Source organism: Arthrobacter sp. P4_F11 (genome assembly GCF_056401395.1).
In genome coordinates, this window is record NZ_JBFUJK010000006.1 from 28476 (window position 1) to 48808 (window position 20333).

Sequence of the window (20333 nt, forward strand, 5' to 3'; positions counted from 1 at the left end):
CTGCGCTGTGAGCAGCGCAGTCCTCAGCGCTGCACCGCTCCGAATCGTTCGTGGGCGGCGGCCACGGCACCTTCACGGGCTGCCGAGGCCTCGTCCGCCGTCAGGGTGCGGTCGTCGGCGCGGAAGCGCAGGCTGAACGCCAACGACTTCTTGCCTTCCTCGATGCCCTTGCCCGCGTAAACGTCGAACAACGCGACGTCCTCGAGCAGTTCGCCGGCGCCTTCACGCAGCGCAGCCAGCACCTCCCCCGCCGGGACATCCTGCGCCACCACCAGGGCCACGTCCTGCGTGGCCACCGGGTACGTCGAGATGTGCCGGGCCACGATCACGTCGGCGGCAGCCTCGAAAAGGGCGTCGGCGTTCAGTTCCAGCGCCACGGAACGGGCCGGCATGTCGTGCGCCACCAGCAGCTTCGGGTGCAGCTCGCCGGCGTAGCCCACCACTTCGCCGGTGCGCAGTTCAAGCTGCGCCGCCCGGCCCGGGTGGAAGGCCTGATGCCGGCCCTGCGTGACCAGGAGCTCGACGCCGAGCACGTCGCCGGCGATCCGGGCGATGTCCACCGCGTCCGCCCAGTCCCAGGCCCGCGGGGCGTGGCCCGGGGCAGCGGGAGAGTCGTGCCCCGTGAGCACGGCGCCCAGGTGCAGCGGCTGGTCCGGAACGCCGTCGTACAGGGCATCGAGCACGTCGTCGCCGGGCTTGACGCCGAGCGGCGGAATCGCGGAGGTGCCAAGCTTCTCGCCCGGCAGGAACACGAGCCCGGCCTCGAAGAGGGCGAGGTCGCGGAAACCGCGGGAGTGGTTGCGCTTGGCCACCTCGATCAGGCCCGGAAGGACGGAGGTCCGCAGAAAGCCGTGCTCCTCGCTGATCGGGTTGGCCAGCTTGAGGGCCTTGCGCGCCGCACCCTCGGCGGGGACGCCAAAGGTGTCATTGGCGGCCTTCGAGACGAACGGATACGCCAGCACCTCGGTGAGTCCGGCGTCGGCGAGGGCCTGGATCAGGCGGCGGCGCTGCTGCTGGACGCGGGTCAGGCCACGGCCCGGGGGCGCCACCGGCAGGGTCGCCGGGATCTTGTCATAGCCGACCAGCCGGGCGATTTCCTCGGTCAGGTCATCCTTCGTCTCGAGGTCCTGGCGCCAGCTCGGGGCGGTCACCGTGTAGCCGTTACCGGTCCTGGCAACGACGGCGCCGAGGTCCTCGAGCGAGGTCAGGATCTGTTCCTCGGTGAAGTCGATCCCGATCCGGGCTGCCGCGTACTCTGCCGGCAGTTCGATGGTTACGGCGTCCGGCGCGGTCCCGACGTCGGTCCCGGCCTCGTCGGCCGTTCCTCCGGCGAGTTCGACCAGCAGGTCCACCACACGCTGGGCGGCCACGTCGGCCACCTGCCAGTCCACGCCGCGTTCAAAGCGCTTGGACGCCTCGGACGGCAGCTTGTGCCGGCGGCGCGCGCGGGCAATCGAGACCTCGTCGAAGTGCGCGGCCTCGACCAGGACGTTCGTGGTGGTGTCCGAGACTTCGGTGTGGGCGCCTCCCATGACACCGGCGATTCCGATGGGCCCGGATTCGTCCGTGATCAGCAGATCCTCGACGTCGAGCGTGCGCTCCTTGTCGTCCAGGGTGGTGATCTTCTCCCCCGCCGTGGCCCGCCGGACCACGATGTCGCCGGCCAGCTTGTCCAGGTCATAGCAGTGGTTCGGCTGCCCGAGCTCGAGCATGACGTAGTTGGAGATGTCCACCGGCAGGGAGATGGACCGGATGCCGGCGAGCCGGAGACGGGAGGTCATCCACAGCGGGGTGGGCCGGGTGGCATCCACACCGCGCACGGTGCGGGCCACGAAACGGTCGCAGCCGGGCTTGCCGTAGATAGGGGCGTCGTCGTTGAGCTTGACGCCGTAGCCGCCGGAGAGCGACTGCGGAACCTGGACCTTGGAGACCGGGTCCGTGAACACGGTGCCGGTGGCGTGCGCGTATTCACGGGCTGCGCCGCGGATGGAAAACGCGTATCCGCGGTCCGGCGTCACATTGATCTCGGCCGCCTGGTCATAGAGGCCCAGCAGTTCCATCGCGTCGGTGCCCAGTTCCGGGTCGAGGCCGATCCGGGACAGCACCAGGATGCCGTCGTGGTCCTCGCCGATGCCAAGCTCACGGACGGAGGCGATCATGCCGGCGGAGAGGTGCCCGTAGGTCTTGCGCGCGGAGATGTGGAAGTCGCCCGGCAGCACTGCGCCCGGGAGGGTGACCACCACTTTGTCACCCTCGACGAAGTTGTGGGCGCCGCAGATGATGCCCTGCACGCCGGAGGGGTCGATGCCCTCGCCCGTGAGGGTCTGCTCGCGGCCCTCGGGGACAACCCGGACCTGGCACCAGTTGATGGTCTTGCCGTTGGTCTGGGGCTCCTTGACGATGCTCAGGACCTGGCCCACGACGATCGGCCCACGAAGGGTGTCCGTGGGTCGGTGGACGGCTTCTTCTTCAAAGCCGACCTTGACGAGTTCGGCCATGACGTCTTCGGCCGATGCTTCGGCCGGTACCTGCGCGAATTCGCGCAGCCAGGAAAGTGGGATACGCACTGTTAGATCTCCATCCCGAAGTGCTCGCTGAAACGTACGTCGCCTTCAATCATGTCGCGCATGTCGCCAACCTCGTTGCGGAACATGAGGGTGCGTTCGATGCCCATGCCGAAGGCAAAGCCTGAATAGATGTCCGGGTCGATCCCGGCCGCGCGCAGGACGTTGGCGTTGACCATGCCGCAGCCGCCCCACTCGATCCAGCTGGGGCCGCCCTTGGCGCCCGGGTGCCAGATGTCCAGCTCCGCGGACGGCTCGGTGAACGGGAAATAGTTCGGGCGCAGCCGGATCTGGGCTTCCGCACCAAACATCTGGCGTGCGAAGTGCTCCAGCGTGCCGCGAAGGTCCGCCATGCTCAGGTTCTTGTCGATGGCCAGGCCTTCGAACTGGTGGAACACGGGGGTGTGCGTCGCGTCGAGCTCGTCCGTGCGGAACACCTTGCCCGGGCACAGCACATAGATGGGCAGCTCCCGTTCCAGCATGGAGCGGACCTGCACCGGCGAGGTGTGCGTGCGCATGAGCAGGTGGGCCTCGGGCGGCTCGACGAAGAACGTGTCCTGCATGTCGCGGGCGGGGTGGTCCGGCTTGAAGTTCAGGGCATCGAAGTTAAACCATTCGGACTCGACCTCGGGCCCTTCGGCAATTTCCCACCCCATGCCGACAAAGATGTCCGCCACGCGGTCCTGCAGCGTGGACAGCGGGTGGCGTGCACCGGCCGTGCGCCGGCGCGGCGCTGCCGTGACATCCACGGTCTCTTCGACGAGGATCCGCGCGTCGTTCTCGGCCTCGAGCGCGACCGTGCGGTCCGCGAGCGCCTTGTTGACCCGTCCCCTCGAGGCGCCCATGAGCTTGCCGGCGGCGGCCTTCTGGTCCTTGGGCAGCGCGCCGATCTCACGGTTGGCGAGGCTCAGGGCGGACTTCTCGCCCGTGTGGGCGAGGCGCACGGCCTTGAGTTCATCGAGGGTCGCTGCGGCGGCGATGGCGGCAACGGCCTGGTCTACGGCGGCGGTAATGGCGGCTTCATCCAGAGGATTCGGGACGGCTGCGTCCGGCAAAGTTTCAGTCATCTACTGTTCTTAGCTACGAGTCGGATCATGCCAACAGCGTGCGCCGGGCACAGGGCGCGGCGCAGGTTCTCGGCAAGGCTTGTGGTCACTGTCCCCAGTCTAGTAGACGGCCGTCGGCGGCATGGCAATGGCCGCCCCGCACGTGACGCCGCGGTGCCGGCTGCGCCTGGACACGCCCACGCCGGGATTCCACGGGCACGGGACATCCCGGCGGACCCCTGACTGCCGGGCACACCCCCGGTTACCATGGCCTCATGACGCCCGGACAACGGCTCCGCCAGATCGCCAACCTGCTCAACGGCTCCACCCTGCTGGGCCTGCTGCTGGCAGCCTGTGCGCGGACAACCGTCAGCTCCGGTCCGCGCGGATTGCTGATCGCGGGCCGCTACCGCTGGCGGTTGCCGTTTGCTGCGGCCTTCACCGTGGGCAACGTGATCCTCTTCCGCGCCGGACCGGAATCCGCCCGCGCCAATCCGGTGCTGCTGGGCCACGAGGAGCGCCACAGCACCCAATACGCCTGGTGCCTCGGGCTGCCCTTCCTTCCGCTGTACTTCATAGCCGCCGGCTGGTCCCTCTGGCGCACGGGCAACCCGGGCAGCGCCAACATCTTCGAGCGCCATGCCGGCCTGGAAGCAGGCGGCTACCCCCGGCCCGGCCTGCCCGGGACCAGACCACGCACGCACCGCAGATTGGGCGTGACCGCCCCTGAACGTTACGAGGCCTGACATGACAGACAGCCCCCGAAGCATCTCCGTTGCAGGAACCGGCAGCGCCGAGGCGGTGCCGGACCTGCTGACCGTGTCGATCGGCGTTGAATGCCGCCGCGAGAGCGTGGCCGAGGCCTACAGCGAGGCCGGAACACGGTCGGCCGCCATCACGTCGGAGCTCCGGCAGCGCGGCGTGGACAGCGCGGACTTGTCCACTTCCGGGCTGAACGTCCGGGCCGAGCTGAACTGGCAGGATGGCCGGGGCCAGACCGTGACCGGCTATCTGGCCTCCAGCACGCTCACCGTCAGGATCCGCGAGCTGTCCGCGTCCTCGCAGGTCCTTGCCGCGGCGGTTGCTGCCGGCGGCGACGCCGTCCGGCTGAACGGGCTGACCCTCGGCTTCGCCGACTCCTCGGCCGTGGAAGCCCGGGCCCGGGAGGCCGCCTGGCAGGACGCCCGCACCACCGCCGAGCACTATGCCGCCCTCGCGGGAACCGGGCTGGGCAGGGTCCTGTCCCTCACCCAGCACACCGGTTTCCAGGCGCCGATCCCCGTGGCGAAGATGCAGCGGGAAGCGGCGGTGGCCTCACTCACCGTCGAGGCCGGCGAGTCGGGGGTCACCGCCACCATCGGCGTCGTCTGGGAACTGCTCGACTGATTGTCCAGTAATTGCGGGAGCAGTTGTTTCGCGTCGCCGACGGCGGCCGCCACCGGCTCGGGCGCCGGATGACCGGCTGGGGTTAGTGGGTTGCGCCGGCAGGGAGCTTTAGATCCGCCGTCGTCGCCAGCGCAGTGCGCACGACGACGGCGAGCGCCGCCGCCATGTGGGCGGCCGGCAGCGAGTGGACACTGCTCCCGGCCGGAAGCTGCGTGTCCTCGTAGGGGACGTGGACAAAGCCTCCCTTGGTGCCCGGACGTAGCCGCAGGGCGTGCATGAGCGCGTAGAAGACATGGTTGCAGACATAGGTCCCGGCACTCTGGGACACTTCGGCCGGGATCTGCTCTGCGCTCAACGCCGCGAGCGCCGCCTTGACCGGCAGCGACGTGAAATAGGCTGCCGGTCCGCCCGGGACCACGGGTTCGTCCACGGGCTGATTGCCGGCATTGTCCGGAATCCGGGCGTCGTCACAATTGATGGCCACCCGTTCCAGCGAGATGCGCGCCCTCCCGCCGGCCTGGCCGGCGCACAGCACAAGCTCCGGCGTGAAACGCTCGAGGGCCTCCGCCAGCACCTTGGCCGACTCGCCGAAGACGCACGGCAATTCCACCGCCTGGACATCCAGCCCTTCGGATTGGAGCAGCCGTGCCGCCGAACGGGCCGCTGCCCACGACGGATTGGCCGTATCGCCGCCAAATGGCTCGAACCCGGTCAGGAGAATCATCGCCCCAGCCTAGCAACGCCCTTCCACTGCCCCGGCAAGGCGGCAACCCCGCGGCACCCTCAACCCGGCTCCGTCCACGTTGGCCGCCAGGGCAGGTGGCGCTCCGGCCTCACGCGTGTGTCCGCGTCGGCAGGGTGAGGATTTCGGCCCCGTCGTTGGTGATGGCGATCGTGTGCTCACTGTGTGCTGTCCGGCAGCCGGTCGCACTTCGGAGCGTCCACCCGTCGGCGTCGGTGATGAGTTCAGCGGTGTTGGCCATGACCCATGGCTCCAGTGCGAGCAGCAGCCCGGGGCGCAGCTTGTAGCCACGGCCTGGCCGTCCGGTGTTGGGAATGTGCGGGTCCTGGTGCATGGTCGATCCGATGCCATGGCCCCCGAACTCGGTGTTGATCGGGTACCCCGCCTCGCCAAGGACTGAGCCGATGGCATGGGAGATGTCGCCGATCCTGGCTCCGGGCCGGGCAGCGGCTATCCCTGCGCCCAGCGCGCCCTCGGTCGCGTTAATCATCGCGACGCTTTCCGGGGGCTTTGAGTCGCCCACGATGAAGCTGATGGCGGAGTCTGCTGCGGCGCCTCGCTTGGAGACGGCGAGGTCGAGGGTGAGCAGGTCGCCGTCGGCCAGTGTGTAGTCGCGTGGGAGTCCGTGGAGCACGGCGTCGTTGACGGCCGTGCAGATGTAGTGTCCGAACGGCCCGCGGCCGAAGGACGGCTCGTAGTCGACATAACAGGACTGCGCACCAGCCTCGGCGATCATGGCCTGCGCCCATCGGTCGAGGTCCAGGAGGTTCGCGCCGACCGTGCTGCGGTTCTTCAGCGTCTGCAGGATGTCAGCTACAAGGGCGCCTGCTTCTTTGGCCCGGGCAAGTTCGGTGGGATTCAGGATCTCGATCATGCGGCGCCTTTCTCACGTGTCCAATAACTATACCGGTCATATTATCCCGGTATAATCGAAGCCATGGTCAGGTTGCCCCTCACATTCGCAGAGATCGAGCGCGGACAGCGCCTCGGCGCCCTGTTGCGCCGCGCCAGGGGGGAACGCTCGATGCTCGACATCGCACTCGATGCACGCGTCTCACCGGAGACCCTCCGGAAGATCGAGACGGGCCGCGTAGCGACCCCCGCCTTCCCGACTATCGCCGCTATCGCCGGCGTCCTCGGACTCTCCCTCGATGCGGTGTGGGCCGAGGTCAACCAGACCAAACGCGCCACTGAACCGACCGGCCCTGATCACAACGCCCGTGAGCGGCTGGCTTCGTAAGCCCCGATCCCCGCAGCTGCACAGGCCGCCCCATGCTGCAGCCGGCCGCCGCCTCACCCGTCAGCATCCTTGACATTCAGTCGAACATATATTCGAATGTAGGCATGAGATGGGACGCACAAGCACTTGAGCGCGGCGATTCCCCGGCCGCCGTTTCCGCCGCTTCGCCCACGGCTGCCCTGCTGCCGCTGGCCGGACTCGTGCGGACGGTCTCCACCCCGGAATTTGCCGGGATCACCTTCCATGAGGTCACCGCCAAATCGGTGCTCAACAAGGTGGTCGCCGGTTCCCGGATGCCGTTCGACTGGACCATCAACCCCTACCGCGGCTGCAGCCATGCGTGCGTCTACTGCTTTGCCCGGAAGAGCCACACCTACCTTGACTTCGACGCCGGCCTGGACTTTGACAGCCAAGTGGTGGTCAAGATCAACGCCGCCGAAGTCCTGCGCAAGGAACTGGCCAAGCCGTCCTGGCGCCGCGAGCACGTGGCCCTTGGCACAAACACCGACCCCTATCAGCGCGCCGAGGGCCGCTACCAGCTCATGCCCGGCATCATCGGTGCCCTCGCCGATTCCGGCACTCCCCTGTCCATCCTCACCAAGGGCACGCTCCTGGCCCGGGACATCCCGCTCCTCAAGCATGCGGCGGCGCAGGTGCCGGTCGGGGTGGGCATCTCGCTGGCCATGACCAACGAGCAGCTGTCCGAGGCCGTGGAACCGGGCACGCCTGGGCCACGGGCCCGGCTGAAGCTCATCTCCCGTCTGCGGGAAGCTGGCCTGCCCTGCGGCGTCATGGCCATGCCCATCCTGCCGTGGCTCTCCGACGGTGATGAGGCCCTCGATTCCCTCTTCGGGGCCCTCGCGGCGGCCGGCGCCACAGGGGTCACGGCCGGTGCGCTGTACCTGAAGCCGGGCACCCGTGAATGGTTCATGCAGTGGATCGCCCGGGAACATCCGCACCTGGCGGGCAAGTACCGCCGCCTGTACGGCAGCGGGTCGTACGCATCGAAGGAATACCGCGCGTGGCTGGCAGGACGGGTCCGGTACTTCAAGGACCTGCACGGCTTCTCCGGCTCGCAGGGCTTCAGCCACCGGGACCTTGACGGGGGCAGCGACCATGACAACGCCCGGGAGGAAGAAGCCCAGTACCCGGCCGGGAGCATCCCGGACACCGCGGGGCACGCAAGCCCACGCCACGCCGGCGCTGCCCGTTCCGACGCCGCCCAGCCCACACTGTTTTGAAGTCCGCTCCACCTCAAGCACACGGAGCCATGGGTCCCCTGCGCAGCAGGGACGCCGGAGCGGAAAGCGCCCTGAGCCGCCGGGCGCAGGATGCCTAGAGCGCCTTGACCGCGCCGAGCACCCTGGCCAGCGAATCCTTGGCGTCGCCGAACAGGAGGGTGGTCTTGGGATCGTGCAGGAGCTCATTCTCGATGCCGGCAAACCCCGGGCGCATGGACCGCTTCAGGAACACGACCTGCTGGGCCTGCACCACTTCCAGGATCGGCATCCCGTAAATCGGCGAACCCGGCGAGGACTTGGCCGCCGGGTTGACGACGTCGTTGGCCCCGACTACCAGAACGATGTCCGTGGTCGCGAATTCGGGGTTGACTTCCGCGAGCTCCCGCAGTGACTCGTACGGCACGTTGGCCTCGGCCAGCAGCACGTTCATGTGGCCCGGCATGCGTCCCGCCACGGGATGGATGGCGAACACGACGTCCACGCCGCGCGCGACCAGGGCCGTGGCAAGCTCCGCCACAGTGTGCTGGCCCTGGGCCACTGCGAGCCCATAACCGGGAACGATCACCACCCGCTGGGCGTAGCCGAGCTGGACGGCAATGTCCTCCGGGGACGAGGAACGCACTGGCCGGTCGCTCAGGGCGGTGGAACCCGCCGTCGAGCCGCCCTTGAACGCCCCGAACATGATTCCGCCGACTCCGCGCCCCATGGCCGAGGCCATGGCCTTGGTCAGGATGGTGCCGCTCGCGCCCACGAGCGTCCCGGCGACCAGCAGCAGGACATTGCCCAGGACCACGCCGGACGCTGCCACCGCCAGCCCCGTGAACGCATTCAGCAGGGAGATCACGATCGGCACGTCCGCCCCGCCCACGGGCAGCACCAGGAGCAGCCCGGCGGCGAGGCCCAGGCCCAGCAATGCGAGCGACCAGCCCGGCGACCCGGTCAGGACCACCAGAGCTCCTGAGATGACCGCCCCCAGCAGGACGGCCCCCATCACCCAGGGCATCCCGGGAAACAGCAGCGGACGGGTGCTGATGAGCTCCTGCAGCTTGCCCACGGTCACCGCGGAGCCGGCGAAGGACACCGCCCCCACAAGCATGGTGAAGACCACGGCCAGGCGGACCCAGGGATCTTCCTGGTGGCCAAGTTCCAGCACGGCGACGAGCGCCGCGGCCCCGCCCCCGACGCCGTTGAAGAGCGCCACGAGTTGGGGCATCTGGGTCATCTGCACCCGCCGTGCCACGGGGAAGGCAATCGCGGAGCCCACGGCGATGGCCGCGAGGATGAGCGGAACATTCTCCAGCCGCGCGGAGAGGAAGACGGTGACGACGGCGAGGAGTGCCCCGGCCGCGCCGATGGTGTTGCCGCGGCGGGCCGTTCGTGGCGAGCTGAGGCCCTTGAGCGCCAGGATGAAGCAGACGGCGGCCACAAGGTAGAGCAGGGCTGTCCATTCGGGGCTCAGGAGGCTCATTTGGACTCCCCCGCCGCGTCGGCGGAGCTCCCCTCGCCGGGGTGTCCTTCGCCCGCGGCTCCGCCAGCCTTGGCGGCGCCGCTTGAGGCGGGGATGCGTGTCCGCTTGTGGGCGCTGAACATCTCCAGCATCCGGTCCGTGACCACAAAGCCGCCCACCAGGTTGACGGTGGCCAGGACGACGGCCAGGAGCGCGATGCCGAGGACCCACGGGTCACTTGCCTGTCCGGCCACGATGATGGCGCCGACCAGGATGATGCCGTGGATGGCGTTGGCGCCGGACATGAGCGGCGTGTGCAGTTTGCTGGTGACCTTGGAGACGACTTCGAAGCCAACGAACACCGCGAGCACCACCACGGTCAGCAATACGACGGGGCCCATCACGCCTCCCTTTCCAATGCTTCTGCGGTGGGGGCGTGCCGCACCGTGCCGCCGTGGGTCAGGCACGTTCCGGCGACCACGTCGTCGTCGAAGTCCGGGGCCACCGAGCCGCAGTCGGTCATGAGCGCGAGGAAGTTGCTGACGTTCCGGGCGAAAAGCCGGGACGCGTCCGAGGGCATGGCGGATGCCGCGTCCTGCAAACCCACGAGCGTGACCGATCCGCCGTCGACCGGCACCTGCACGTCCTGGCCGGCGATCACGCCTTCGACGTTGCCTCCGGACTCCGCGGCGAGGTCGACGACGACAGACCCTGCCCGCATGCCGGCCACCATGGCGGTGGTCACCAGCAAGGGAGCGGCCCGGCCGGGGATGGCGGCCGTCGTGATCAGGACGTCCGCCGCCGCGACATGCGGGGCCAGGAGGCTGCGCTGGCGTTGCGCCCGGTCCTCGCCGAGGGCACGGGCGTAGCCTCCGGCTCCGTCTGCCGCCGCATCGATGTCCAGGTTGATGAAAGTGCCCCCCATCGAGGCGACTTCCTCGGCGGAGGCCGCCCGGATGTCGTTGGCCGAGACCCGGGCGCCGAGCCGCTTCGCCGTGCCGATCGCCTGCAGCCCGGCGACGCCGGCGCCAAGGACCAGCACCCTCGCCGGCGGGATGGTACCGGCGGCGGTCATGTAGAGCGGGAAGAACCGCGGGTAGCGGACGGCGGCTTCCAGCACGGCGCGGTAACCCGTGACCAGGGACTGGGAGCTGAGCGCATCCATGGACTGCGCCCGGGAGATCCGCGGAAGCAATTCCAGGGCGAACGAGGTGATCCCGGCCGCGGCGAGTGTCCGGACGGTCGGCAGTTCCGAGGACGGCGATGCCAGCCCGATGGTGACGGTGCCGGGCCGCAGCCGGGCCGCGGCCGCCGGGGTGAGCGGGCGGACATGCAGCAGGACGTCCAGGGCCTCGAACGGGAGCTCGGAGATCACCGTCGCGCCGGCCTCCTTGAAGGCGGCGTCGGCGAAGCCTGCTTCGGTGCCGGCACCGCTCTCGACCAGGAGATGGAGCCCGAGCGCTGTCAGCTGCCGGGCCGTCTCCGGTGTGGCCGCGACGCGACGTTCTCCGGCTCGCTGCTCTCGTCCGACGCCGACCTGCACGGGCCACTCCTCTCGGTTGGGATCAGAGTAGGCACATGCCTGACGGTTTGGCGAGAGGCGGGTTCCCGAAGCGCGGCGGCGAGTCCGGTCAGCGGCCCAGGCCCGCTTCCACTCCGCGCGGCCCGGTGGCCTGCACAGCCGCCAGGAGGGCCTCGACGATGGGGAGGTCCGCCGGGATCCACGGCAGGTCCAGGACCCCTGCCGGATTGCGGAGGTCGAGCCAGCGCAATTCGTCATGGTCCTCCAGCGGCCGGGGTTGTCCCTGCGCGAGCTCCGCGAACCAGACCCTCATCGCCGCCTTCGCGTTGAGCGGCCAGCCCGCGGCGGTTTCCGCGGGCAGTTCCGCCCCGAGCCGCACCAGCACGCCCAATTCTTCCCGGAGCTCGCGGTGCAGGGCGTCCTCGGCGGCCTCGCCTGCTTCGACTTTTCCGCCCGGGAACTCCCACATTCCGGCAAACTGCGGCGGCGCCGTGCGCCGGGCCACAAGGAGCATGCCCGGGTCGGCCAGGGAGTCCACTACTGCGCCGCCAACGACGCCTATGAGTCCAGTCACGCCCTCAAGTCTAAGGCGGGCGCAGGGTCCGGCGCCCGGGGACCGGGGCCGGGGGCCGGCTCAGGTAGGGGACAATGGTGGAGGCGGCCGCCACGACACCTTCCGGAATATTCGGCGCCCCCTCCCGGTTCTTAAAAGCATATTTATCTGTCCGATCCGTCCGGTCTCTCCCGGAAAATCTCTCCGAAAAGACGAATGACAACCACCACACACGCCCCGGCGCCGACCAAGATCGGCACCCGTCACGTTGCCCTGGCAATCATTGCTCTCGCGATGGGCGGCTTTGGCATCGGCACCACGGAATTCACCATGATGGGCCTGCTCAAGGAGATCGAACAGGGCCTGAACATCAGCACGCCCGAGGCAGGTCACCTGATTTCGGCCTACGCCCTCGGCGTCGTGATCGGCGCGCCGGTGCTGGCCGCGGTCGGGGCCAAACTCCCGCGGAAGTATCTGGCCCTCGGGCTCATGCTCTTCTTCAGCGTCGCCAACCTCAGTTCCTTCCTCGCCCCGGACTACGGCTCCATGCTGGTGTCCCGGTTCGCCGCGGGACTCCCCCACGGCGCCTTCTTCGGGGTCGCGGCCGTGATTGCCGCCTCCCTGGTGGCGCCGACCAAGCGGGGTTGGGCCATTTCGATGGTCATGGCCGGACTGACGGTATCCAACGTCATTGGCGTCCCCTTCGCCACCTGGCTGGGCCAGAGCTACGGGTGGCGGCTGCTGTTCCTGCTGGTGGGCCTGATCGGCATCATTACGCTCTTCATGCTGTGGAAGTTTGTCCCGTTCCAGAAACCGCACGCCGATGCCAGTTTCCGCAGGGAGCTCGGCGCGCTCAAGCGGCTGCAGGTGTGGCTTGCCATCCTGGTCGGCATCGTCGGCTTCGGAGGGTTCTTCGCGACCTACACCTACATTTCGCACACCATGACCTCCGTCGCCGGCCTCCCGGCGGCCTGGCTGCCGCTGGTCGTGGCGCTGTACGGCGTGGGCATGGTGGTGGGCAACATCGTTGGCGGCCGGATCGCCGACAAGTCCGTCATGGGCACGATTTACTGGGTGCTGCCCGGCACGGCGGTGGCACTCGTGGTTTATGCCGTGGGCGTCCACTGGGCCTGGTCCGCGCTGGTCATGGTGTTCGTCGTTGGCGCCGCCGGGTCCATGCTCGTTCCCGCCCTGCAGACGAGGCTGCTCGATGCGTCCCCGGATGCACCGTCGCTGGCCTCCTCGCTGAACCATGCTGCGCTCAACGTCGCCAACGCCCTCGGTGCCTTCCTGGGCGGCCTGGTGATCGCCTGGGGCTGGGGCTACGTCGCCCCCGCGCTCGTGGGCGCCGTCCTGGCCGTGCTGGGGCTCGGGGTCGCCGCCTTCAGCGGCGCCGTAGAACGCAGGCGGCCGCTGGCCTCCTAGCCACCCCGCCGCCGCGGCGCAACAGCCGCGGCAGAGGTACCCCGGCAGAACAGCCACGGCAACGGCAGAGGAAGAGGCAGAGGCCGAGACCGAGGTACCAGCGCGCAGATGCTCCAAAAAGAACAGCAGTCCGGTCCAGTGAAGCACTGGACCGGACTGCTGTTTTGTTGAGGGGCCGCCGTTCCATCTGGCGGCTGCCGTTATCCCTAGTGGCTTCCGTTCTCCCTAGGGGCCGGGCGGCTCAGGGGGCGCTGACGCGCTGCACGTCCGGTTCCAGGTAGATGACCCGGGCAATCGGGACGGCTTCGCGGACCCGGACCTCCGCGTCATCAATCGCCTTCGCTATGTCCTGGCCCGAGTCCGAGCGGCCGATGCTGATCTTGGCCGCCACCAAGAGCTCCTCAGGGCCAAGGTGCATGGTCTTGAGGTGAATGATGCTGGTGCCGCCGGCCTCGATCGCGCTGCGGATCTTGGCGACGTCATCGCGGGTGGCCGACTCGCCCAGCAGCAGCGACTTGGTTTCCATGGCCAGGACCACGGCGATCGACACGAGCAGCAGACCGATCATCGCGGTGCCGAGGGCGTCCCAGATGCCGTTCCCGGTCAGGAGCGTCAGGCCCACGCCGAAGAGCGCGAACACCAGGCCCACGAGGGCACCGAAATCCTCGAGCAGGATGACCGGGAGTTCAGGCTGCTTAGCGTTGCGGATGAATTTAACCCAGCTTTGCTTCCCGCGGAGCGGGTTGGATTCGATGATCGCTGTCCGGAACGAGAAGGACTCGGCAATGATCGCGCCGATCAGGACGGCCAGCGGCACCCACCAGAAGTCCCCTTCGATGGCGTGCGGGTGCTGGATTTTTCCCCAGGCCTCGTATAGTGCGAACAGGCCGCCGACGCTGAAAAGCACAATCGAAACGATGAAGGCGTAGATGTAACGCTCGCGGCCGTAGCCGAAGGGGTGCTCGGGGCTGGCTTCCCGCTTTGCGCGTTTGCCGCCGAGCAGGAGCAGCAGCTGGTTGCCGGAGTCTGCGAGGGAGTGAATCGCCTCGGCCAGCATGGACGAGGACAGCGTCAGAAAGTAGGCGACGAACTTCAAAACGGCGATGGTCAGGTTTGCGGCCAGCGCCGCGAGAATCGCCTTGGTACCGCCATTTGCAGCCACGTGAGCTTCTCCTTATGGGGTTCTTCCGGGGTGTATGCGAACACCGGAAGAACCCAGCGCCCACAAGGAATACCGTACCGGTTTCCGGGCCGGCGCCGAACCGCGGCGGGGACCAACGCTGCCACGTAACGATTGGGTAGTCTCCTGCTGACAAGCAATCCGCCCTATGTTAGCTTGAAGCCATATTCGGTATTCACAATTTGGATGCCGAAAAATATGTAGGAGGAGACATGGGCTTTCTTGGCTGGATCATTCTCGGACTCATAGTGGGTGCAATCGTCAAGGCACTCTTGCCCGGCAGGGTCGGTGGCGGCTGGGTTACCAGCCTCGTGCTCGGCGTCGTCGGCGCAATTGTTGGCGGCTGGATCGGGGACCTGCTGTTCGGCGGCGGCAAGATGGAATTCTGGAATCTCGGTTCCTGGCTCCTGGCCATCGTCGGTGGCCTCGCGGCCGCGCTCATCTACGGCGCCATCACGGGGCGCAACAAGACCACCACCTAATTCTTCAAGGCACTGGCCGCACACTTTGTGTGGGGGCGGCAGTGACAGTACGACGGCGGGGCTCACCATTCGGTGGGCCCCGCCGTTCGTTTGGTCTGCTTTTTTCGGACAGGAATTCCTGCCGGACCCGCTGGTTTCCTGCCGGGCGGCTAGGGGGTTTGCTGGGAGCGGGCGCTGGCGTACAGGCAGACGGTGGCTGCGGTGCCGAGATTCAGGCTTTCCGCTTCCCCGTACACCGGCACGGCCACCCGGTGGTCGGCCAGCGCGATCTCGTCCTCGGACAGGCCTTGGGCCTCGTTGCCGAAGAGCCAGGCGGTCGGCTGTTCCAACGCGTACACCGATTCGGCGCCGGAGGCCCCCAGGCGGCGGGCGGCGTTCTCGTCCTGAAGACGGTCCAGGTCCAGTTGTCCCTTGCCGTCCGCGGCCAGCACGCCGACGCCACGCTCACGGCAGCGGGCCACGACTTCCTCGACCTCCGCGCCGAGGACGACGGGCAGATGGAACAGGGAACCCGCCGTCGACCGCACGGCCTTGGGGTTGTAGATATCCACGCTCGAGCCGGTCAGGATGACGGCGTCGGCGCCGGCGGCGTCGGCCGCCCGCAACACGGTGCCGGCGTTGCCGGGGTCGCGGACCTGGCACAACACGGCAATCAGCCGCGGGCCGGCGTCGAGCACGTGCTCAAGGCTGACGTCCAGGAAGCCGCAGACGGCGACGATGCCCTGTGGGGTGACGGTGTCCGCCATCGCAGCGATCACTTCGTCGGTTGCGAGGTGCGCGTGGGTTCCCTCGGCCAGCTGCTCCAGCTCCGGGTGGCGGTCCAGGCAGGCCTCGGTGGCGTACACCTCATAGACGATGCCGGGCTCCCCCGCGGCGATCTTCTTCCGGTGCAGGACCAAGGCCTCTCGGACCGCCTGCGGGCCTTCGGCCAGGAACTCGCGACGCTTTAAACGGGCCGGGCGCCCGGCAAGCTGTGCCACCTTCCTCATCCGATCAGCTCGGGGGTTGGAGAGTGGAAAGTCTTGCGGGCGCCCGGTTTCGTTCATATAAGAACCTTAGTGGCTATTCCGGCCGGCTCTTGAACGAGGCAGTCTTTCAACTGCGGGAGGAACTACTTTGCAGCCTCGTCGGCGGCCTTCTTGGCAGCGGGCTTCTTCGCGGGAGCCTTCTTGGCGGCCTTGGGAGCCGGAGCAGCCTCAGCCTGGACGGCCGGAGCGGACGTGTCGGCAGGCAGCGAGTCCTTGGCGACCTTGACCAGCGCGGCGAAGGCGTTGGCGTCGGAAACGGCCAGCTCGGCCAGCATACGGCGGTCAACCTCGACCTCAGCGGCCTTCAGGCCCTGGATCAGGCGGTTGTAGGTCAGGCCGTTGGCGCGGGATGCAGCGTTGATGCGCTGGATCCAAAGACGGCGGAAGTCGCCCTTCTTCTTCTTGCGGTCCCCATAGCTGTACACAAACGAGTGCAGCAGCTGCTCTTTTGCCTTGCGGTACAGGCGTGAACGCTGTCCGCGGTAACCCTTTGCGCGTTCGAGGATAACCCGGCGCTTCTTGTGGGCGTTAACCGCCCTCTTCACACGTGCCACGTGCGTACTCCTTAGAAAATTTCTGATCCCAAGCGTCTACTGCCGGAACGGTCCGGCTGGCCTGAGAAGCCTTTTTGGTAGTTGACTGCTGCCAGGTGGCGAACAGTCAGAGAACTTGGAACTTAGATGCCGAGCATCTTCCGGATGACCTTGGCGTCGCCCTTGAAGACGATCTTGTCGCCGGCAAGGCGACGGGTCAGCCGGGAGGACTTGTGCTCGAGGTAGTGGCGGCGGTTGGCCTGCTGGCGGCGCAGCTTGCCGGTACCGGTCAGCTTGAAGCGCTTCTTAGCACCGCTGTGGGTCTTCATCTTCGGCATGGGAACCGATCTCCTTACGTATCCGCAGAAAAGTCTGCAGCTCTTTCGTGCAGCCACCCCTGCGGGCGGCGTGCTGGTTGCCTGCTGCCGGACATTGCTGTCCGGCAGCCGTGAACTAGTTGGTCTTCTTGGTGCCAGGCTTGGCGCCTGCCCGGGGGGCGGCCGGCCGTGCGGCGGGCTTCGGCGCTGCGGGCCTGGGTACCGGCTTCGGAGCAGCAACCGGCTTCGGTGCTGCTGCCGGAGCGGCTGCCATTTCCTCGGGAGCCTTCGCTGCCGCCGGGGCCGGAGCGGCCTTCGGAGCCGCGGGAGCCTTGGCTGCTGCCGGCTTCTCAGCGGCCTTCGGAGCCGCGGGAGCCTTCGCTGCTGCCGGCTTCTCGGCCGCCTTCGGAGCCGCCGGAGCCTTCGCTGCTGCCGGCTCCTCGGCTGCCTTCGGAGCCGCCGGAGCCTTCGCTGCTGCCGGCTCCTCGGCTGCCTTCGGAGCGGCTTCCGCCGGCGCGTCCTGGGCGGGGGCCTCGTCGGCCTTGGTCTCTTCGACCGGAGCCGCTTCAACCTTGGCTTCTTCAACCTTGGCCGCTTCAACCTTGGTCTCGTCAACCTTGGCTTCTTCGACCTTGGCTTCTTCGACGGGGGCCTCCGCTGCGGGTGCCTCCGGCGATACGACGTAGCCTTCCGGCAGGAGGTCCGACAGCGTCTGGGTCAGCGGGGCGTTGCCACCGGAGACATCGACGCGTCCCGAAGCCTTGGCTTCGTTCTCAGCCTTGGCTTCTGCGCGCTGCGTTGCGCGGCGGGCCTCCGCCTTGGCTTCGGCCTTGTTCTTCAGCGGGCCGACCACCATGACCATGTTGCGGCCATCGATGCGCGGGCTGGACTCCACCACACCAACTTCGGCGACGTCGTCGGCGAAGCGCTGGAGCAGGCGGATGCCCATCTCGGGGCGCTGCTGCTCGCGGCCGCGGAACTGGATCATGGCCTTGACCTTGTCACCGGCACCGAGGAAGCGGAGCGCGTGGCCGCGCTTCGTTTCGTAGTCGTGGGTGTCGATCTTCAGGCGGAAACGGATTTCCTTCAGGACCGTGTTGGTCTGGTTCTTCCGGGCCTCGCGTGCCTTGACAGCGGCTTCGTACTTGTACTTGCCGAAGTCCATCAGCTTGCACACCGGAGGCTTCGCCTGCGGTGCAACTTCAACGAGATCAAGATCGGACTCGGCAGCCAAACGCAGGGCATCCTCAATACGGACAATTCCTACTTGTTCGCCTGCAGGGCCGACCAGCCGCACCTCGGGGACGCGGATACGCTCATTGATTCTTGGCTCGCTAATGTTAAAGCTCCTGTGTTCGTGAGGGGTATTCCACCGGCAAAAAGAGAAGGCCCCCAATTGCCGGAGCAATCGAAGGCCTCGAGATCGGAACTGCCGCCCTCAATGGGGCAACATGCACTTCCTGCGGACCGGAGTCCGAGGTAGTGCCCGACCAGGTACCCGGCAACCTTGACTCCTGGACAGGAGGGGCTTCCCGAAGGAAGTTTCGCGGCTGACGCGGGTGGGAGAGAACTCCGCTTGCAAACTAAAGCCAACTCTACAGAAAGACACCCGTTCAACGCACGTATGCGTCGCCGGGCGCCAACTTCAGTGACAAGCACTGCCAGTCAGAACACTGCATTCTATAAAAGCTTGAGAATAACGACATTTAGTCGGTCTGTGACAAGCTTACCAGCATGAGCACTTCAGATAGTAATTCCCACGTCTTCGAGCCCGCGGCCGCCCAGGCGGACGTCTCGCAGCAGATCCGCGACATCTCGGAAGTCCCCTCGATCGAGGTCATCACCACGGCCGCCGTGCACCTGATGAGCGCCGCCGCGGTAAAGCTCGGCCTCGCCGCCGAGGAAAATGCCCAGGAACTCAAGGACCTGGACGAGGCCCGCAAGCTGATCACCGCCCTCGCCGGTCTGGTGACCGCGGCGGCGCCCGAAATCGGCTCTCAGCACGCTGGACCGTTGCGCGACGGACTCCGCTCGCTCCAGCTGGCCTTCCGCGAAGAATCGATCATCCCGGACGCTCCGGGCAAGGGCCCGGGCGAGAAGTACACCGGCCCCGTCAACTAAGCACTAGTCAGTCAGGACAACGCCGGCGTGCGGACCACCCAGGTCCGCCCGCCGGCGTCGTTATTTTCCGTCCGCACGATTTTCCGTCCGCACGATTTTCCGTCCGCACGGCCCGGGCGCGTGCCCGGGTCGGCGCAGTGGGGGCCGCCAGCGTTCAGACGCGGGCCAGACGGCTGCGCCGGACCTGTTGCAGGGCCAGTCCCACCAGGCAGAGGGTCACGCCCGCCAACCCCACTGAGACGAAGCCGGCCGACGGGCCGATGAGGTCAATGAACAGCCCGGCAAGCGGCGCGCCCAGGGCCACTCCGCCGGTGAGCGATGACCCGTACCAGCCCATCGCCTCGCCGCGCCGGCTTTCATCCACCAGTTCGGCCACCTTTTCCGAGGCCGCGGACAACACCGGCGCGCACAGCAGACCCGGCAGCAACGCGAGCAGGCTGAGCGTCCAGACGTCGGTCGCGAAGGCCATCGGGACCGTCAGCGCTGACATCCCCAGCAACAGGAGGATCGGGGAAACGGCCCGGTGCATGGCGCCGTAGAGGACGCCGCCCACCACCGAGGCCGCGCACCAGAAGAGGAACACGATGCCGATTTCGGCCTGGTGGCCGCCGGTCTGGAGCGCCGCGACGATGCCGACGTCGGTGCCGCTGAGGACCATGCCGGCACCGGCGCCGACGGCAAACACGGCGGCTACGGCGGCGGTGAACCAGCTGAAGTTGTGGATGACCCGGTGGCGCAGGCCGGAGCCCCGCCGGCGGCGCTCCTCGGCGGCGGCCGCCAGGGGTGCCAGTTCGGCTGCGGCCTCCTGCAGATGGGCCGGCGCGGCGGCGACCACTGCGGCTTCCGCGCACTCCAGTTCCTGCGCCTCAAGCCCGGCGTCCGGGGAAGCACTCCGGGTGGGCGGGTTGAACCACATCAGGAAGAGCCCGGAGACGGATGTGGCCACTCCCACGACTGTCAGGCCCAGGACGGACTGGCCGCTGGTGGCGACGACGGCTCCGACGGCCGGGCCGATCATGAAGACCAGCTCGGTGGCGATGGCGTCGAGCGCAAAGGCCGTCCGGCGCTGTTCCCCGGGGGCCAGCACGCCCAGCGACTGCCGCACCACGCTGAAGATAGGCAGGGTCAGCAGGCCCCCGATGAAGACCAGGGGCAACAGGGCCTCGTAGGACACGTGCGGCACGATCGACCAGATCACGGCCTCGGAGACCACAGACGGAATCAGCGCCTTTCGCAGCCCCACGGTGTCGACCCGACGTCCGCGCCAGGGCGCGCCGACGGCGATACCGATCGTCATCACGGCGGCGGCCGCTCCGGCGGCGGCGTAGCCCTGGCCGAGGGTCAGGACGATGTGCAGGGTCAGCAGGACACCGGCCGCCGAGTGCGGTATGCGGGCGATCATGCCGACCAACAGGAGGCGCCTGATGGGCCGGATGGCCAGCAGCTGACGGTAAAGCGCGAAATTCACGGACTATATCCTTCTGGTACTGCCCACGGCAGCACCGG

21 protein-coding genes are annotated in these 20333 nt (G+C 67.9%); 7 read left to right on the top strand and 14 right to left on the bottom strand.

From position 1 onward, the window contains the following. Nucleotides 1-23: 23 nt before the first annotated feature. Together pheT and pheS are read right to left on the bottom strand one after the other, a co-directional pair. Nucleotides 24-2567: a phenylalanine--tRNA ligase subunit beta gene (pheT, locus tag AC1DRO_RS08305; protein WP_476950498.1), complete on the bottom strand. Its 2544-nt coding sequence runs from the start codon at nt 2565-2567 to the stop codon at nt 24-26. Nucleotides 2568-2569: 2 nt separating this feature from the next. Further along, entirely contained in the window at nt 2570-3631 is a 1062-nt protein-coding gene (pheS, locus tag AC1DRO_RS08310) for a phenylalanine--tRNA ligase subunit alpha (protein WP_028277258.1), read from the bottom strand. A gap of 254 nt (nt 3632-3885) precedes the next feature. Between pheS and AC1DRO_RS08315 the strand changes: the two genes are divergently transcribed. Beyond that, nucleotides 3886-4356: a hypothetical protein gene (locus tag AC1DRO_RS08315; RefSeq protein WP_476950499.1), complete on the top strand. Its 471-nt coding sequence runs from the start codon at nt 3886-3888 to the stop codon at nt 4354-4356. Nucleotide 4357: 1 nt separating this feature from the next. Next, on the top strand, nt 4358-4996 hold the full coding sequence (locus tag AC1DRO_RS08320; RefSeq protein WP_476950500.1) for an SIMPL domain-containing protein: 639 nt from the start codon (nt 4358-4360) through the stop codon (nt 4994-4996). An 82-nt stretch (nt 4997-5078) separates the two neighbouring features. Here AC1DRO_RS08320 and pcp read toward each other — a convergent pair whose 3' ends face one another. Next, nucleotides 5079-5720 carry a pyroglutamyl-peptidase I gene (gene pcp, locus AC1DRO_RS08325; protein ID WP_476950501.1) on the bottom strand — a complete coding sequence of 214 codons (642 nt, stop codon included), beginning with the start codon at nt 5718-5720 and terminating at the stop codon, nt 5079-5081. A 109-nt stretch (nt 5721-5829) separates the two neighbouring features. Next, entirely contained in the window at nt 5830-6612 is a 783-nt protein-coding gene (gene map, locus AC1DRO_RS08330; protein ID WP_476950502.1) for a type I methionyl aminopeptidase, read from the bottom strand. Between the two features lie 63 nt (nt 6613-6675). On the opposite strand from map, the gene AC1DRO_RS08335 reads away from it, so the two are divergent. Both AC1DRO_RS08335 and AC1DRO_RS08340 read left to right on the top strand, forming a co-directional pair. Then, nucleotides 6676-6978 carry a helix-turn-helix domain-containing protein gene (locus AC1DRO_RS08335; RefSeq protein WP_028277253.1) on the top strand — a complete coding sequence of 101 codons (303 nt, stop codon included), beginning with the start codon at nt 6676-6678 and terminating at the stop codon, nt 6976-6978. 104 nt (nt 6979-7082) lie between these two features. Next, nucleotides 7083-8219, top strand: coding sequence for an Rv2578c family radical SAM protein (locus AC1DRO_RS08340; protein ID WP_476950503.1), 1137 nt, complete (start codon nt 7083-7085; stop codon nt 8217-8219). A gap of 94 nt (nt 8220-8313) precedes the next feature. Here AC1DRO_RS08340 and AC1DRO_RS08345 read toward each other — a convergent pair whose 3' ends face one another. From AC1DRO_RS08345 to AC1DRO_RS08360, 4 genes are all read right to left on the bottom strand, one after another. Next, nucleotides 8314-9687: an NAD(P)(+) transhydrogenase (Re/Si-specific) subunit beta gene (locus AC1DRO_RS08345; RefSeq protein ID WP_476950504.1), complete on the bottom strand. Its 1374-nt coding sequence runs from the start codon at nt 9685-9687 to the stop codon at nt 8314-8316. Beyond that, entirely contained in the window at nt 9684-10067 is a 384-nt protein-coding gene (locus tag AC1DRO_RS08350; protein WP_459384320.1) for an NAD(P) transhydrogenase subunit alpha part 2, read from the bottom strand. Before AC1DRO_RS08350 ends, AC1DRO_RS08345 begins: the two co-directional genes overlap by 4 nt. Continuing rightward, complete coding sequence (locus AC1DRO_RS08355) at nt 10067-11209, bottom strand: Re/Si-specific NAD(P)(+) transhydrogenase subunit alpha (protein WP_476950505.1); 1143 nt, start codon at nt 11207-11209, stop codon at nt 10067-10069. Before AC1DRO_RS08355 ends, AC1DRO_RS08350 begins: the two co-directional genes overlap by 1 nt. A gap of 88 nt (nt 11210-11297) precedes the next feature. Beyond that, a complete protein-coding gene (locus AC1DRO_RS08360) occupies nt 11298-11762 on the bottom strand; it encodes a (deoxy)nucleoside triphosphate pyrophosphohydrolase (RefSeq protein WP_476950506.1) in 465 nt (154 codons plus the stop codon). Between the two features lie 195 nt (nt 11763-11957). On the opposite strand from AC1DRO_RS08360, the gene AC1DRO_RS08365 reads away from it, so the two are divergent. Next, nucleotides 11958-13166 carry an MFS transporter gene (locus tag AC1DRO_RS08365; RefSeq protein WP_476950507.1) on the top strand — a complete coding sequence of 403 codons (1209 nt, stop codon included), beginning with the start codon at nt 11958-11960 and terminating at the stop codon, nt 13164-13166. A 241-nt stretch (nt 13167-13407) separates the two neighbouring features. On the opposite strand, the gene AC1DRO_RS08370 is transcribed toward AC1DRO_RS08365, so the two are convergent. Then, nucleotides 13408-14328: a cation diffusion facilitator family transporter gene (locus AC1DRO_RS08370; RefSeq protein ID WP_028277247.1), complete on the bottom strand. Its 921-nt coding sequence runs from the start codon at nt 14326-14328 to the stop codon at nt 13408-13410. A gap of 230 nt (nt 14329-14558) precedes the next feature. Between AC1DRO_RS08370 and AC1DRO_RS08375 the strand changes: the two genes are divergently transcribed. Further along, entirely contained in the window at nt 14559-14828 is a 270-nt protein-coding gene (locus AC1DRO_RS08375; protein WP_028277246.1) for a GlsB/YeaQ/YmgE family stress response membrane protein, read from the top strand. Between the two features lie 149 nt (nt 14829-14977). Here AC1DRO_RS08375 and AC1DRO_RS08380 read toward each other — a convergent pair whose 3' ends face one another. The 4 genes from AC1DRO_RS08380 to infC form a co-directional block, all read right to left on the bottom strand. After that, nucleotides 14978-15874, bottom strand: coding sequence for a TrmH family RNA methyltransferase (locus AC1DRO_RS08380; RefSeq protein ID WP_476950508.1), 897 nt, complete (start codon nt 15872-15874; stop codon nt 14978-14980). 65 nt (nt 15875-15939) lie between these two features. Further along, the gene (gene rplT, locus AC1DRO_RS08385; protein ID WP_028277244.1) at nt 15940-16410 is read right to left on the bottom strand and encodes a 50S ribosomal protein L20; all 471 of its coding nucleotides are present in this window, start codon (nt 16408-16410) and stop codon (nt 15940-15942) included. A gap of 122 nt (nt 16411-16532) precedes the next feature. Then, entirely contained in the window at nt 16533-16727 is a 195-nt protein-coding gene (gene rpmI, locus AC1DRO_RS08390; RefSeq protein WP_003798720.1) for a 50S ribosomal protein L35, read from the bottom strand. Nucleotides 16728-16842: 115 nt separating this feature from the next. Next, complete coding sequence (infC, locus tag AC1DRO_RS08395) at nt 16843-18003, bottom strand: translation initiation factor IF-3 (RefSeq protein WP_476950509.1); 1161 nt, start codon at nt 18001-18003, stop codon at nt 16843-16845. 437 nt (nt 18004-18440) lie between these two features. Between infC and AC1DRO_RS08400 the strand changes: the two genes are divergently transcribed. Next, nucleotides 18441-18827, top strand: coding sequence for a DUF1844 domain-containing protein (locus AC1DRO_RS08400; RefSeq protein ID WP_018774440.1), 387 nt, complete (start codon nt 18441-18443; stop codon nt 18825-18827). A 154-nt stretch (nt 18828-18981) separates the two neighbouring features. Here AC1DRO_RS08400 and AC1DRO_RS08405 read toward each other — a convergent pair whose 3' ends face one another. After that, nucleotides 18982-20295, bottom strand: coding sequence for an MFS transporter (locus AC1DRO_RS08405; RefSeq protein WP_476950510.1), 1314 nt, complete (start codon nt 20293-20295; stop codon nt 18982-18984). Nucleotides 20296-20333 lie beyond the last annotated feature (38 nt).

Excerpts from the sequence above, each read along its gene's own strand:
- pheS (WP_028277258.1), bottom strand. The coding sequence starts at position 3,631 with ATGACTGAAACTTTGCCGGACGCAGCCGTCCCGAATCCTCTGGATGAA.
- AC1DRO_RS08315 (WP_476950499.1), top strand. The coding sequence starts at position 3,886 with ATGACGCCCGGACAACGGCTCCGCCAGATCGCCAACCTGCTCAACGGC.
- AC1DRO_RS08320 (WP_476950500.1), top strand. The coding sequence starts at position 4,358 with ATGACAGACAGCCCCCGAAGCATCTCCGTTGCAGGAACCGGCAGCGCC.
- pcp (WP_476950501.1), bottom strand. The coding sequence starts at position 5,720 with ATGATTCTCCTGACCGGGTTCGAGCCATTTGGCGGCGATACGGCCAAT.
- map (WP_476950502.1), bottom strand. The coding sequence starts at position 6,612 with ATGATCGAGATCCTGAATCCCACCGAACTTGCCCGGGCCAAAGAAGCA.
- AC1DRO_RS08335 (WP_028277253.1), top strand. The coding sequence starts at position 6,676 with ATGGTCAGGTTGCCCCTCACATTCGCAGAGATCGAGCGCGGACAGCGC.
- AC1DRO_RS08340 (WP_476950503.1), top strand. The coding sequence starts at position 7,083 with ATGAGATGGGACGCACAAGCACTTGAGCGCGGCGATTCCCCGGCCGCC.
- AC1DRO_RS08345 (WP_476950504.1), bottom strand. The coding sequence starts at position 9,687 with ATGAGCCTCCTGAGCCCCGAATGGACAGCCCTGCTCTACCTTGTGGCC.
- AC1DRO_RS08350 (WP_459384320.1), bottom strand. The coding sequence starts at position 10,067 with ATGGGCCCCGTCGTATTGCTGACCGTGGTGGTGCTCGCGGTGTTCGTT.
- AC1DRO_RS08365 (WP_476950507.1), top strand. The coding sequence starts at position 11,958 with ATGACAACCACCACACACGCCCCGGCGCCGACCAAGATCGGCACCCGT.
- AC1DRO_RS08375 (WP_028277246.1), top strand. The coding sequence starts at position 14,559 with ATGGGCTTTCTTGGCTGGATCATTCTCGGACTCATAGTGGGTGCAATC.
- AC1DRO_RS08380 (WP_476950508.1), bottom strand. The coding sequence starts at position 15,874 with ATGAACGAAACCGGGCGCCCGCAAGACTTTCCACTCTCCAACCCCCGA.
- rpmI (WP_003798720.1), bottom strand. The coding sequence starts at position 16,727 with ATGCCGAAGATGAAGACCCACAGCGGTGCTAAGAAGCGCTTCAAGCTG.
- AC1DRO_RS08400 (WP_018774440.1), top strand. The coding sequence starts at position 18,441 with ATGAGCACTTCAGATAGTAATTCCCACGTCTTCGAGCCCGCGGCCGCC.